This is a genomic window from Streptomyces laculatispora, assembly GCF_017353455.1.
GTDB lineage: Bacteria > Actinomycetota > Actinomycetes > Streptomycetales > Streptomycetaceae > Streptomyces > Streptomyces laculatispora.
On sequence record NZ_JAFMPZ010000279.1, the window covers coordinates 1 to 13230 of the forward strand.

General features: G+C 71.0%; 14 protein-coding genes and 1 pseudogene. 4 read left to right on the plus strand and 11 right to left on the minus strand.

Annotation, left to right across the window (positions count from 1 at the left end; all coding sequences use genetic code 11):
* Positions 1-600, minus strand: a 600-nt coding sequence (locus J1C73_RS15430; protein WP_207316875.1) for a fibronectin type III domain-containing protein, incomplete at its 3' end; no start/stop codon positions are given.
* A 160-nt stretch (positions 601-760) separates the two neighbouring features.
* Between J1C73_RS15430 and J1C73_RS15435 the strand changes: the two genes are divergently transcribed.
* The 4 genes from J1C73_RS15435 (at position 761) to J1C73_RS15450 (ending at position 4418) form a co-directional block, all read left to right on the plus strand.
* Positions 761-1822 carry an amidohydrolase family protein gene (locus tag J1C73_RS15435; RefSeq protein ID WP_242644219.1) on the plus strand — a complete coding sequence of 354 codons (1062 nt, stop codon included), beginning with the start codon at positions 761-763 and terminating at the stop codon, positions 1820-1822.
* Positions 1823-1891: 69 nt separating this feature from the next.
* Positions 1892-2497 (plus strand): TIGR03086 family metal-binding protein, encoded by a 606-nt coding sequence (locus tag J1C73_RS15440; protein WP_207316876.1) that lies wholly within the window; start codon positions 1892-1894, stop codon positions 2495-2497.
* 94 nt (positions 2498-2591) lie between these two features.
* Positions 2592-3371, plus strand: coding sequence for a chitosanase (locus tag J1C73_RS15445; protein WP_307797698.1), 780 nt, complete (start codon positions 2592-2594; stop codon positions 3369-3371).
* Positions 3372-3554: 183 nt separating this feature from the next.
* Entirely contained in the window at positions 3555-4418 is an 864-nt protein-coding gene (locus J1C73_RS15450; protein ID WP_307797699.1) for a chitosanase, read from the plus strand.
* 79 nt (positions 4419-4497) lie between these two features.
* Here the strand turns inward: J1C73_RS15450 and J1C73_RS15455 are convergent, their stop codons facing one another.
* The 10 genes and pseudogenes from J1C73_RS15455 to J1C73_RS34910 form a co-directional block, all read right to left on the minus strand.
* Complete coding sequence (locus J1C73_RS15455) at positions 4498-5946, minus strand: nucleobase:cation symporter-2 family protein (RefSeq protein ID WP_372446690.1); 1449 nt, start codon at positions 5944-5946, stop codon at positions 4498-4500.
* 226 nt (positions 5947-6172) lie between these two features.
* Positions 6173-7570 (minus strand): 8-oxoguanine deaminase, encoded by a 1398-nt coding sequence (locus J1C73_RS15460; RefSeq protein ID WP_207316877.1) that lies wholly within the window; start codon positions 7568-7570, stop codon positions 6173-6175.
* A 42-nt stretch (positions 7571-7612) separates the two neighbouring features.
* A complete protein-coding gene (locus tag J1C73_RS15465) occupies positions 7613-9010 on the minus strand; it encodes a nucleobase:cation symporter-2 family protein (protein ID WP_207316878.1) in 1398 nt (465 codons plus the stop codon).
* Positions 9011-9077: 67 nt separating this feature from the next.
* Positions 9078-10001 carry a factor-independent urate hydroxylase gene (gene pucL, locus J1C73_RS15470; protein WP_207316879.1) on the minus strand — a complete coding sequence of 308 codons (924 nt, stop codon included), beginning with the start codon at positions 9999-10001 and terminating at the stop codon, positions 9078-9080.
* A 7-nt stretch (positions 10002-10008) separates the two neighbouring features.
* Positions 10009-10401 (minus strand): hydroxyisourate hydrolase, encoded by a 393-nt coding sequence (gene uraH, locus J1C73_RS15475; RefSeq protein ID WP_207316880.1) that lies wholly within the window; start codon positions 10399-10401, stop codon positions 10009-10011.
* Between the two features lie 5 nt (positions 10402-10406).
* Positions 10407-10916 (minus strand): 2-oxo-4-hydroxy-4-carboxy-5-ureidoimidazoline decarboxylase, encoded by a 510-nt coding sequence (gene uraD, locus J1C73_RS15480; RefSeq protein WP_207316881.1) that lies wholly within the window; start codon positions 10914-10916, stop codon positions 10407-10409.
* Between the two features lie 177 nt (positions 10917-11093).
* Positions 11094-11471 carry a helix-turn-helix domain-containing protein gene (locus J1C73_RS15485; RefSeq protein WP_207316882.1) on the minus strand — a complete coding sequence of 126 codons (378 nt, stop codon included), beginning with the start codon at positions 11469-11471 and terminating at the stop codon, positions 11094-11096.
* Positions 11468-11719: a YkoF family thiamine-binding protein gene (locus tag J1C73_RS15490; protein WP_207316883.1), complete on the minus strand. Its 252-nt coding sequence runs from the start codon at positions 11717-11719 to the stop codon at positions 11468-11470. Before J1C73_RS15490 ends, J1C73_RS15485 begins: the two co-directional genes overlap by 4 nt.
* 90 nt (positions 11720-11809) lie before the next feature.
* A complete protein-coding gene (locus tag J1C73_RS15495) occupies positions 11810-12979 on the minus strand; it encodes a lactonase family protein (protein WP_207316884.1) in 1170 nt (389 codons plus the stop codon).
* Between the two features lie 135 nt (positions 12980-13114).
* A pseudogene (locus tag J1C73_RS34910) lies at positions 13115-13230 on the minus strand (GntR family transcriptional regulator); the annotation flags it as partial.

The window sequence follows — 13230 nt, forward strand, 5'->3', positions numbered from 1 at the left end:
GGCGCGGACGGTGAAGGTGTAGACCGTGCCGGGCCGCAGCCCGGTCAGACGCGCCGTGGTCTGCGCGCCGGGCACGCTGTGGATGCGCGAGCCCTCCTGGTAGATGTCGTACGAGGTGACGCCGACGTCGTCCGTGGAGCCGCCCCAGGACAGCGTCGCCGCCCGGCTGCCGTCGGCCTTGCCGCGCAGCCTGACCGGCCGGGTCGGGGCCTCGTGGTCCGCCGGGGTCGGGGCGGGCGTGGTGACGGACGCGGCGGCGCTCGGCGCGGAGAGGTTCCCGGCGGCGTCGCGGGCGCGGACGGTGAAGGTGTACGCGGTCGAGGCGGTCAGCCCGTCGACGTCGATCATCACCCGGGGCGCCGGGACGGTCTTGACCCTCTGGCCCTTGCGGTAGATCTCGTACGCGGTGACGGCCTTGTCGTCGGTGGCCGGCTCCCACATCACGTGCGCGGAGGTGGCACTGCCGGCCTGCACCGTCACTCCGCGCGGCGTCGTGGGGCTGCGGGTGTCGGCCTCGGCCTCGGAGCCGCAGGCGGTGAGTGCGGCGAGGAGCAGGGCGGCGGAACAGGCCAACGCGGCGGGTGCGTGGGGGCGTTGCACGGTCTTGCCTTCCGTCCGGCAGCAATGGTCCAGACCTGTATCGCACGGCGTGGGGGTCGCCGACAAGAGGACGGAGCGGAACGTTCCGCAATGTGCCGGTGTGCACCGCACCCCGATCGGACTCCGGCCGGGGCGGGGCCGGCTGACGTACGGTCGGACGATGCTCTGCATACGAGGTGTGGTGCTCCCCGAACGCGAGGAGCGGGCGTTCTGGATCGACGGAGAGGTGCTGCGGGCGGGGATGCCGCCCGGCGGCTTCGCCGGGCGGCACGCCGAGACCGCCGTCGACGGCGGCTGGCTGCTTCCCGGTCTGGTCGACGTGCATACGCATCCGGGGGCCGAGGGGCTGGACATCCCGTTCGACGAGGAGTTGCTGCGCCGGCATCTGGAGCAGCACCGGGACGCCGGGGTGCTCGCGGTGCGCACTCCCGGGACGGCCGCCCGGATGCCCTCCTGGGTGCACAAGGACCCGGAGCTGCCCCGGGTGACGTCGGCGGGGCGGTGGCTCGCCACGCCCGGCCGGTTCTTTCCCGGCTTCGGCCGGGATGTCAGCGAGGAGGACCTCGTCCGGGCCGCGGTGGAGGAGGCGGCCGCGTCCTCCGGCTGGTGCAAGGTCATCGGCGACTGGCGCGCGGACGAGCCCGCTCTGCCGCTCGCGCTGCTGACTTGCGTGGTGAGCGCGGTGCACGCGGCCGGCGGCAAGGTGGCGGTGCACTGCCAGACCGCCGAGGGCAGCCGCAACGCCGTGCTGGCGGGCGCCGACAGCCTGGAGCACGGGATGCATCTGGACCCGGCGCTACTGGATCGGATGGCCGCGCAGGGCACCGCTTTCGTGCCGACGCTGAGTGCCTTCGGCCGGGGTGTGGACGCGATGCGGGCACGGGAGCCGAGCGTGCGGCGCGATCTGTGGCTGGCCGGCTGGGAGACCATGTTCGCCCATGTGCGCGCCGCCGCCGAGTCGGGCGTCACCGTGCTGGCCGGCACCGACTCCTTCCCCTGCGGAACGGTCGCGGGCGAGGCGTCCTGGCTGGCACGGGCCGGACTGTCCGCCGAGGCGGCGCTGGGTGCGGCGTCCTGGACGGCACGGGCCTGGCTGGGGCTGCCCGGACTCGTGGACGGGGCCCCGGCCGACCTCGTCGCGTACGCCACCGACCCGACCACCGATCCGGCGGTGCTGGATCACCCGAGCCGGATCGTCCTGCGCGGGCGCGTGGTGCGCTGAGCGAGGAGTCCGGGGCACCTGGCGTGTCGCCGGGCGATGAGTTCGGGGCACCGGGGGAGTCTGCACTGTATGGACAACGAGACGAAGACCGCTCCCCCGCAGGATCTGGGACCCGCGGCCCGGCAGATCACCGGGCTGCTCGACGCAGTCGATGGCACGCGGCTGTCCGCACCGACCCCCTGCTCCGGCGTGACGGTGAGCGCCCTGCTCGCCCACATCGGCGGGCTCGCCGTGGCCTTCCGCGACGCCGCGCACAAGGAGCTGGGACCGACGACCGACACGGCGCCCTCGGTGGCGGAGATGGTGCTCGATGACGACTGGCGCAGCACGCTGCCCGAGGCGCTCGACGAGATGGTCATCGCCTGGCGCTCCCCCGACGCCTGGCAGGGCATGAGCCGGGCGGGCAGCGTGGACCTGCCGGGTGAGGTGGCGGGCATGGTGGGGCTGAACGAGCTGGTGCTGCACGGCTGGGACCTGGCCAGGTCGACCGGGCAGCCGTTCGGGGCACAGGAGGCGCATCTGCACTCCACGCTGGCGCTGCTGGCCGCCCTGGGCGACAGCCCTCCGGCCGGCTCGCCGTTCGGCCCGCCGGTCCCGGTGCCGGACGACGCGCCGCTGCTGGACCGGGCGGTCGCCCGGAGCGGCCGGCGCCCCGACTGGCAGCCGGGCGGCTGACACCCGGCCCCGGGGGCAGGCGGTGAGCCGGTCAGCCGATGAAGCGCTCCGTGAATGGGTGAGGACCGCTCCCCCGGCCTGGCAGGCTGGAGCGGTGAAGCTCAGCACGCGTTCCCTGATCGCATCGGCCGCCGCCCTCGTCATGGCCGCGGCCGTGCTCTCCGGATGCTCGGGGGCCGGACCGGACACCGCGTACGGCAAGGGGGCCACCGCGACCGGGCTCGACGATCCGGCGAAGAAGGACATCGCCATGCAACTGGTCTCCAGCGCGGAGAACTCCTCGCTGGACTGGAAGTCCCAGTACAAGTACATCGAGGACATCGACGACGGCCGCGGCTACACCGCGGGCATCATCGGCTTCTGCTCCGGAACCGGCGACATGCGACGCGTCGTCGAGCGGTACGCGAAGGCCCGGCCCGGGAATCCGCTGGAGCGGTTCCGCCCCGCGCTGCGTGCGGTGGAGGGCACCGACGCGCACACCGGGCTCGGCCGCCCGTTCACCGACGCATGGGCGGATGCGGCCGGCGACGCGGCCTTCCGGTCGGCGCAGGACGCCGAGCGGGACGCGTCGTACTTCGGCCCCGCGGTCGCACAGGCCAAGGCGGACGGGCTCGGCGCGCTGGGCCAGTTCATCTACTACGACGCCTATGTGATGCACGGGTCCGGCGACGCGGACGGCACGGTCGGCTTCCGTACGATGCGTCGGCACGCGCTCGCGAAGGCCCGCGCCCCCTCGCGGGGCGGGGCCGAGGCGGCCTATCTCGACGCGTTCCTGGACGCCCGGGTCGCGGCGATGCGCGAGGGCAGACTCGGCCTGGAGACACCACTGAGGTGGAAGGTGTACGGCGACAGCTACCGGATCGAGAGTACGTAGCCGGCCGGCCGCTCCGTTCCCTGGTCGCGGACCAGGCGCCCGCGTGCCCGGTCCGGGGCGTGCGCGTTTCTCCCGGGCCATTCCCAACTCATATGCGTCGCAGGGGTGTACGACAGTCGTTCGACTCTGATAGGAAAGCTTCCTAACAGAAGGATCGGAACGACGAACTCCCTTGGAGGACTGGTGAACGCTCCCCACAAGCGCGCCGCACGTCGCAACACCCGTACCCTGCGCGTCGCGCTCGTCGCACTCGGGCTGACGCTCACGGCTGTTCCCGCCACCGCCTTCGCCGGCACCGCACCCGCGCCGCCGGCCGTCCACCACCAGGAGGCCGCCGCGACCGGGCTCGACGATCCGGCGAAGAAGGACATCGCCATGCAACTGGTCTCCAGCGCGGAGAACTCCTCGCTGGACTGGAAGTCCCAGTACCGGTACATCGAGGACATCGACGACGGCCGCGGCTACACCGCGGGCATCATCGGCTTCTGCTCCGGAACCGGCGACATGCTCGACCTCGTGGAGCTGTACACGAAGCGGGATCCTGGCAACCCGCTCGCGAAGTACCTGCCGGCCCTGCGCAAGGTGGACGGCACCGATTCGCACAAGGGACTCGACCCGGGCTTCACCAAGGCCTGGGAGACCGCGGCCGGCGATCCTGCGTTCCAGCAGGCGCAGAACGACGAGCGCGACCGGGTGTACTTCGACCCGGCGGTCAGCCGGGGCAAGAGCGACGGACTGGGCACGCTCGGCCAGTTCGCGTACTACGACGCCATCGTCATGCACGGCGACGGCGGCGACAGTACGAGCTTCAGCAGCATCCGCAAGCGGGCGCTGGCGAAGGCGAAGCCGCCGGCCCAGGGCGGCAACGAGGTCACCTACCTCAACGCCTTCCTGGACGCGCGGGTCTGGGCCATGCAGCAGGAGGAGGCCCACTCGGACACCAGCCGGGTGGACACCGCCCAGCGGGTCTTCCTGAAGAAGGGCAATCTGAACCTGAACCCGCCGCTCGACTGGAAGGTGTACGGCGACAGCTTCCACATCGGCTGACGATCCCGGGCACGGCTGTGGCGCGTACGGCTCCCCCTCGCGGGCGGGTCCGTACGCGCCACGGCGCTGTGACGTTACGTCAGCGCGCGCCCACCGAGGCCACGCCGACCGTCTCCTCGTTCACCGCCCCGGCATCCTCCTCGGCCTCCGCCTTGCGGCCCAGGTGGTTGAAGGCGAGGTTGAGGACGATCGCCACGACGCACCCGGTGGATATCCCGGAATCCAGCACGACGAGCAGGTCCTTCGGGAACGCGTGGTAGAAGTCCGGCGCGGCGATCGGTATCAGGCCCACGCCTACGGCGGCGGCCACGATCAGCGCGTTCTCGCCTTTCTCGAGGGCGGCGGTCGCCAGGGTCTGGATGCCGCTCGCGGCGACCGAGCCGAAGAGCACGATGCCGGCGCCGCCGAGCACCGGCAGCGGTACCAGCGCGATGACGGACGCGGCCACCGGGAACAGGCCGAGCAGGATGAGGATGCCCCCGCCCGTGGCGACGACGAAGCGGCTGCGGACCTTGGTCATCGCGACCAGCCCTATGTTCTGAGCGAAGGCGCTGCACATGAAGCCGTTGAACAGCGGGCTGATGGCGCTGCCCAGGGTGTCGGCGCGCAGACCTCCCTCGATGGTCCGCTCGTCGGCCGGACGGTCGACGATCTTGCCGAGTGCCAGCATGTCCGCGGTCGACTCGGTCATGCAGACCAGCATGACGATGCACATCGAGACGATCGCGGCGATCTCGAACTGCGGCGCCCCGAAGTGGAACGGGGTGGGGAAGCCGACCGCGTCGGCGTCCTTGATGGCGCCGAAGTCGGTGATGCCGACCGGGATCGCGATGAGGGTGCCGGCCACGAGTCCGAGCAGGATCGCGATCTGCTGGAGGAAGCCGCGGAGCAGTTTCCTCAGCGCGAGGACGATCACCAGGGTGACCGCCGCCATGATGATGTTGGTGGTGGAACCGTAGTCGTCGGCCATGGCGTTGCCGCCCTGGGACCAGTTGAAGGCGACCGGCAGCAGGGAGACACCGATCAGGGTGATGACGGTGCCGGTGACGACGGGCGGGAAGAATCGGACCAGTTTGCAGAAGTAGGGGGCGAGGACGAAGCCGAGGAGGCTCGCGACGATGATCGCGCCGAAGATGACGGCGATGCCGTCGTGTCCCCGGTCCTTGCCGATCGCCACCATGGGCGTCACCCCGGCGAACGAGACGCCGTTGACGAACGGCAGCCGGGCGCCGATGCGCCAGAAGCCGAGGGTCTGGAGCAGGGTGGCTATGCCCGCGGTGAACAGGCTCGCCCCCATCAGGAAGGCGGTCTCCTTCGGGCTGAGCCCCACGGCGGGACCCACGATCATGGGCGGGGCCACCACGCCCGCGTACATCGCGGCCACGTGCTGGAGGCCGCTGGTGAACATCTTCAGTGGGGGAAGTGTCTCGTCGACCGGATGGCTCCGGCCGGCCTGGACCGGCTCCGAAATGCCGTCGGGGCCGGGTGCTGCGTCTGCGTCATTGCGAAACCTGGGCGTAGCTGCCACGGGGGTTCCTCCGGTCGGGTACACGTCTGCGGCGACGTGGGTATCAGGGAGGTGGAGCGTTGGTGCAGGTCGTGCAGCTGGTGCGGGCAGCTTGGGTTCAGCGGTACGGGAGGCGCGTACGTATGGGTACGCGCCTCCCGTACCGGTTGCCGTGGGCCCCGCTCGGGTCCACGGCGGCCGGTCGAGGGCCGTCCCCCTCGGCCGGCCTGTCGGGGGGCGCCGGGCGTCAGGCTCCGGCGGCGATCTGCGCGAGGCGGCGGGCCTCGTCGCGGGTGGCGCGGGCGATGGTGTCCTCGTCCACGGTGATGAGGTGGTTGCCCTCGACGACGGGCTTGCCGTTGACGAGGGAGAGGGTGACGGGAGCCGCGGCGCCGAAGATCAGGGCGGTCACCGGGTCGGCGATGGAGGCGTGGGCGATGGTGTCCAGCTTCCAGAGCACCAGGTCGGCGAGCTTGCCGGGCTCCAGGGAACCGATCTGGTCGGCGCGGCCGAGGACCTGTGCGCCGCCGTACGTACCCAGGCGCAGGGCCTGACGGGCGTTCAGGGCCCGTTCACGGTGCGGGCCGAGGCGGTTGATGAGGAGGGCGTTGCGCAGTTCGGTGTGGAGCTCGCCGGACTCGTTGGACGCGGTGCCGTCGACGCCGAGGCCGACCGGGACGCCCGCGGCGAGCATGTCCGGGACCCGGGCGATGCCGGCGGCGAGCCGGGCGTTGGAGGACGGGCAGTGCGCGACGCCGGTGCCGGTGCGGGCGAAGGCGGCGATGTCGGAGTCGTTCATGTGGACGCAATGCGCCATCCACACGTCGTCGCCGAGCCAGCCGGTCGACTCGAAGTAGTCGGTCGGGCCCATGCCGAACAGCTCGTGGCAGAACTTCTCCTCCTCCACGGTCTCCGATCCGTGGGTGTGCAGCCGAACTCCGCGGCGGCGGGCCAACTCAGCCCCCTGCCACATGAGTTCGGTGGAGACGGAGAACGGCGAGCAGGGCGCGACGGCGATCTGGGTCATCGCGTCGAAGGAGGCGTCGTGGTGCGCGTCGATGGTCGCCTCGGTGCCGGTCAGGGCGCCTTCGAGGGTCTCCACGGCGAAGTCCGGCGGCAGTCCGCCGTCCTTCTCGCTGCGGTCCATGGAGCCGCGGGCGAGGGTGAACCGTACGCCCATCTCGCGGGCGGCGCCGATGATCGCGCCGGACAGGTCGCCGGAGCCCCGCGGGTACACGTAGTGGTGGTCCATCGCGGTGGTGACGCCGCCGCGGGCCAGCATGGCGAGCGATCCCTGCGCGGCGGCGCGGACCATCGGCTCGTCGATGCGCGCCCAGGTCGGGTACAGCGCGACCAGCCACTCGAAGAGGTTGTGGTCGGTGGCCAGGCCGCGGGTGATCCACTGGTAGAAGTGGTGGTGCGTGTTGATCAGCCCCGGCGTGACGAGATGGCCCGTGCCGTCGATCCGGCGTACGACGTTCTCCAAACCCTCCGGTGCCCGGCCGGCGCCGACGGACTCGATGCGGTTGCCCGCGACGACGACATGGCCCGAGGCGTACTCGGTGTCGTCGGCGTCGACAGTCGCGATCGAGCAGTTCTCGATGACGATGCGTTCCACGCGCTCGGGCGCTGCCTGTGCTGCCATGGTGCTTCCTTCTCTCATCAACGATGTGGGCACGGCAGGACCCTAGGAGGATTTGAGTGCCACGGCCGTGCGGCTGTGGGTGCCGAGATGGTGGAAGAAGAGATTGAGCAGGACCGCGACGAGCGCTCCGGCGCTGATGCCGGAACCCAGTACGGTCTGTGCCCAGGACGGGAACCCCGCGTAGAAGCCGGGCGCGGCGAGCGGGATGATGCCCGCGCCGAGCGCGACGGCGACCAGGATGATGTTGGAGCTGTCGTCGAGCCCGGCCTCGGAGAGCGTCCGGATGCCGCTCACCGCGATCGAGCCGAACAGGACGATGCCGGCGCCGCCGAGCACGGGCATCGGGACGAGCGAGACGACCGCGCCGAGCACCGGGAAGACGCCGAGGATCAGCAGGGCGCCGCCGGCTGCCGCGACGACGTAGCGGCTCCGTACCTTCGTGAGGGAGACCACGCCGACGTTCTGCGCGAAGGCGCTGGTCGGGAAGCCGCCGAAGACCGGTCCGATGAGGGTGGCGATGCCGTCGGTGCGCAGTCCGCGGGTGATGGTCCGGCCGTCGGTGCGCCGGTCGCAGATCTCGCCGAGCGCCAGCATTCCGGCGGACGACTCGGTCATCAGGACGAGCATCACGATGCAGAGGGAGAGGATCGCGGCAGGCTGGAACTCCGGTGCGCCGAAGGCGAAGGGGGTGGGCAGTGCGGCGAGCGGCGCGGAGCGCAGGGCGGTGAAGTCGGCGAGGCCGAAGGGGATGGCGGCCAGCGTACCGATCAACAGCCCCATCAACAGGGCGACTTGCTTGAGGAACCCGCGGCCGAACCGCTGGATGACCAGGATGACGGCCAGCGTGAAGGCGGCCAGCGCAAGGTACTTCGTCGAGCCGAAGCCGGCCGCGGTCTTGTCGCCGCCCTGCGCCCAGGAGACGGGGACCGGCATCAGGGTGACGCCGATGAGGGTAATGACGACCCCGGTGACGAGCGGCGGGAAGAACCGCAGCAGTCTGCCGAAGAACGGACCGATGAGCAGGCAGAACACGCCTGCGACGAGCACCGCCCCGTAGATCGCGGGGAGTTGGTGGCCCGGCGCGCTGGTCTCGGCGATGGCGAGCATCGGGGCGATCCCGGCGGACGAGGCGGCGTTGACGAACGGCAGCCGGTTGCCGGCGAAGCCCCCGATGCCGAGGGTCTGCAGGAGGGTGGCGCAGCCGGCGATGAGGAGGCTGGCGGCGATCAGCCGGGTCATGCCGGCCGGGTCGAGGCCGACGGCCTGCCCGATGATGAGCGGAGGAGTGACGACGCCCGCGTACATGGCGGCGATGTGCTGGAGCGCGGCGGGCAGGAGCCGCGACGGGGCAAGCTTTTCGTCCACCGGATGGATCGGACCGTCCGGCTGGGTGGGACATGGACCTTCTGCTGCCGCAGGCCCAAGTACAGGCTGTGCCATGGGAGTTCCCTCCGGGTCGGCCGGTCCCCGTCCGCTGTGGACGGACGGGGACCGGCGCGGCGCCGCGTCAGAGGTTGGTCAGATCGACCGGGATCTGCGGCTCGATGCCGTCACGCAGCACGGTGCCCTCGATGAGCCCGTAAGGACGGTCGGCGGCGAAGTAGACCTCGTTGTCGTTCTTGAGGCCGAACGGCTCAAGGTCCACAAGGAAGTTGTGGTTGTTCGGCAGCGAGAACCGGATCTCGTCGATCTCGCTGCGGCTGTTGATGATCCGCGAACCCATCTGGTACAGGGTCTGCTGGAGCGAGAGGGAGTACGTCTCGGCGAAGGCATGGAGCATGTGCTTGCGCGCCTGCTCGTAGGACTTCTCCCAGTTCGGCATCCGCTGCTCGTCGCTGGTCCAGTTGTAGCGCCAGCGGGCCGAGACGTCGGTGCACAGGATGCGGTCGTACGCCTCCTTGAGCGTCGTGTACTTGTCCTTGACGTAGCCCCAGAACTCGGAGTTGGTCGAGTTCATCACCGTGAGGTCCTTGAGACCCGAGATGACCTGCCACGACTCGCCGTCGTAGGTGATCTGAGCGGTGCGGATCTCCTGGTTCTTGCGGACGAAGGAGTGCTTGACCTCGTCGGCACCGATGAACTGGGAGTTGCCGCCGGAGGTCGCGATGCGGTCCCAGGCGTACTCCTCGATCCGGATCCGGGCGATCTTGATCGGCTCCTGGCTCGTCACGAAGTGACGAGCCAGGTGGATGCCGAACTGCTCGGCGGACTCGATGCCGTGCTCCTTGGCGAACGCGAACACCGTGTTCTTGGTGGTGTCCGTGGGAAGGACGTTCGCGTTCGAGCCGGAGTAGTGCACGTCCTCCATGTCACCCGACAGGGCGACCGAGACGTTCAGGTCCTTGATGTGGTGGGTGTCGCCGTCCCGCGTGATCTTGACGACGCGGTTCTCTGCTTTGCCGTACTGGTTCTGGCCGAGAATCGTGGGCATGTGTCTGCTAGCTCCCTCGGTATACGGAGTAGCCGAACGGGTTGAGCAGCAGCGGTACGTGATAGTGCTCGCCCGGGGTGACGGCGAAAGTGATCGCCACCTCCGGGAAGAACGCACCGCTGTCCCTTACGCGGGGGGCGTCCTGCTGCGCCTCGGCTTGCTTCTTGCTGGCGAAGTACGACTCTGTCTCGAAGTCGAGCCGTACGTGGGTGGTGCCCTCCGGCAGGGCCGGCAGGTCCTTGCAGCGCCCGTCCGCATCGGTCGCCGAGCCGCCGAGCGCCACCCACTGCGCGTCACTGCCCGTGCGGGCGGCGAGCGAGATGGCGACGTCCGCGGCGGGGCGGCCGATGCTGGTGTCCAGGATGTGGGTGGACACCGATGCGGCGGCGAAGGTGCTCAAGACCTTCACTCTCCTTCTGTGACGAGACGGGTCAGCCTGATGCGGTTGATCTTGCCCAGTTCGGTGCGCACATGTCCGCGCTCCTGCTCGGGCGAGTTCCCGGACCGGGCCTTCACCGCGTCGCGCATCTGCTCACCGGTGGCCCCGGTGGCGCAGATCAGGAAGACATGTCCGAACCGCTCCTGGTAGGCCAGGTTGAGTTCGAGCATCTCGGCCCTGAGTTCTTCGGTGGCGCCGGCCATCCCCCGCTGTTCGCGGGAGGAGGTCGGGTCCCCGGGCTTCGGGCGGCCGATCGGCGGGTGACCGGCCATGGCCTCGGCCAGGTCCTCCGCGTCGAGGGCCGCCGTGGCGGCGTCGCTCGCGGAGAACAGGGCTTCCGCCGTGGCGTAGGGGCGCCCGGAGAGGATCACTCTCCCCCAGGCCGCACTGGCACACACCTCGTGCAGTGCGGCGGCCGCTTCGTGGTCCGCCAGGGTGTTGAACCGGGCCAGGCCCGGTGTGGAGCTCGAAGTCACGGGAGCCTCCGTGGCTGTTTTTCGCTGTGCGTCGGTCGGGCTGCGGATAGCTAACGCCCTCCACAACACCACGTCAACACTTTGTTGAAACTACGTTCATGTAAAAGGCCGTCGCCGGATGATCCGGACGACGGCCTTCCGTCACGCTGCGCGGACCGCACCCGTCCGCGGGCCCAACTACTCGCTCTTCGGCCCGATATCCCTGTTCAGGTAGTTGTAGACGGTGAACCGGCTGACCCCCAGGGCCCCCGCCACCGTCTCCACGCCATGGCGAACGGAGAAGGCACCGCGTGCCTCCAGGGTCCGTACGACCTCCTGCTTGGTCCTGCGGTCCAGCTCGGCGAGCGGCATGCCATGCCGGCGCTCCATGGCGGCCAGGATGTGGTCCAGCGAGTCCGAGAGCTGCGGCAGCCGGACCGCTATGACGTCCAGGCCCTCCCAGGCCAGCACAACATCGTCGGGGAGCGCCTGCTCGGGGCCGAGCAACTCGGCGCCCATGGCGTCCACGAGCGGCTTGACCGCGGCGACGAGGGGGTGGTCCGCGGGCTCGGTCACTTGGAGTCCTCCGCGATCACATTGACCTGGAGGGAGACCCGAGTGGCACCCGATGCCAGGTCCTTGCGCAGGAGGGAGTCCACCGCGGTGAGCACCTCGTCGGCGCCGCCCTCGGCCGTGTTGCCGAAGGGGCCGACGTCCACGGCGTCCAGGTCGGCCGACTGGACGACCTCGCGGGCCACGACCGCGTGGGCCGGTGCCTCGTCGAGATCGAAGGGCTCGGTGGTGAACTCCACTCTCAAGCGCACGGTGCCTCCATGGTGCGTGTCACCGCGGCGGGGAACCCCGCGGCTCGGGGACGACCCTAACGGACGGGCGCCACCTCGCCGGGGCGACCGCTACCGCGGCAGCACGCAGACCGCCGCCGGGGCCGCGAACGGCGTTCCCACGGACTCCAGGGCGCCGTTCTCCCCGTCGACCCGGAACACCGTGACCGTGCCGGACTTCTGGTTGGCGGCCAGCAGCAGCGCCCCGTCCGGGGAGAAGGCGATGTGCCGCGGGAAGTCGCCGCCCACCGGGGCGGTGTCCAGCAGCCGCAGCGCGGCCCCGCCGTCCTCGACGGCGTACCTGGTGAGGCTGTTGTGGCCGCGGTTGGCCAGATAGGCGAAGCGGCCGTCCCCGGTGACCAGCAGCTGGGCGGGGTAGCTGGTGCCGCTGCCCGTTCCGGTGGACTGCGGGGTGCCCGGGGTCAGCACACCGGTGGCGGGGTCGTAGCCGCAGACCACGACCGTGTTGTCGACCTCGCAGGCCAGGTAGGCGTAGCGGCCGCCGGGGTGGAAGGTGAGGTGGCGCGGTCCGGCGCCGGGGCGCAGCGCGGCGTACGAGAGCTGCTCCAGGGTGCCGCGGTCCTCGTCGAGCCGGTAGGTGTACACGGTGTCGTTGCCCAGGTCGACGGCGAGGATGTGGCCCCCGTCCGGGGCGGTGACGATCTGGTGGGCGTGCGGGCCGCCCTGGCCCGGTCCGGGCGCGGGGGCGGTGTGGGCGGCCAGGTCGGTGCGCTCCCCCACCGATCCGTCGGCGGCGAGGGGGTGCACGGCGACGCTGCCGGAGGTGTAGTTGGCGCTGAACAGCCACTTCCCGCCGGGGTGGACGGAGAGATGGCAGGGGCCCGCACCCCCGGTGGCCCGCGTCCCCAGCACCCGGAAGGTCCCGTCGCCGGCGAGCGCCACCGCGGTGACGCCGCCCTGTTCCTGCTCGTCGACGGCGTAGAGCGTGCCGCCCGAGGGGTGCAGCGCGAGGTACGAGGGGTTCTCGACGCCGGTGACGACGGTGCGGTCGGTGACCGTCCCGGCCGCCGGGTCGTAGGAGGCGACGCCGATACCGGTGCCGCCCGGGGTGGTGGACGTATAGGTGCCGAGGAAGAGCGTCGCGGTCCTGCGCGCCCTCTCCTCGGCGGTGCGCGGCGTCCGCCCCGGATGTCCGGAGCGGGGAAGCGAGGGGGCTGCGGCGAGGGCGCCGCCCGCCAGGAGTGCTCCGAGGAGGGTGCGGCGGCTGGTGGGGGTGGTCATGCGAGGCACCTCGTGGGGTCGGCTGCGTCGGATGTGTCAGCCACAGTGGCCTTCCCCGACGGGCGGCGCAAGACTCGCATCGGTCATTGCGCAGGGCGCAACGCGCATGCGGGCCGCACGGCGGGCGGTACCGAGTCAGCCGCCGGACTGGATGTCGCCGCGGGTGGACGAGGTGATCGGGTCCCGGTGGGCGAAGTCGCCCGGCGGCATCCCCGGATGGTGTCCGCCCTCGACGGTCCGCACGGCAGCGG

What these genes read in the sequence shown, in the direction of transcription:
- pucL (WP_207316879.1), bottom strand. Translation starts at nt 10,001, where the DNA reads ATGCCCACGATTCTCGGCCAGAACCAGTACGGCAAAGCAGAGAACCGC.
- J1C73_RS15440 (WP_207316876.1), top strand. Translation starts at nt 1,892, where the DNA reads ATGGACAACGAGACGAAGACCGCTCCCCCGCAGGATCTGGGACCCGCG.
- J1C73_RS15465 (WP_207316878.1), bottom strand. Translation starts at nt 9,010, where the DNA reads ATGGCACAGCCTGTACTTGGGCCTGCGGCAGCAGAAGGTCCATGTCCC.
- J1C73_RS15435 (WP_242644219.1), top strand. Translation starts at nt 761, where the DNA reads ATGCTCTGCATACGAGGTGTGGTGCTCCCCGAACGCGAGGAGCGGGCG.
- J1C73_RS15495 (WP_207316884.1), bottom strand. Translation starts at nt 12,979, where the DNA reads ATGACCACCCCCACCAGCCGCCGCACCCTCCTCGGAGCACTCCTGGCG.
- J1C73_RS15460 (WP_207316877.1), bottom strand. Translation starts at nt 7,570, where the DNA reads ATGGCAGCACAGGCAGCGCCCGAGCGCGTGGAACGCATCGTCATCGAG.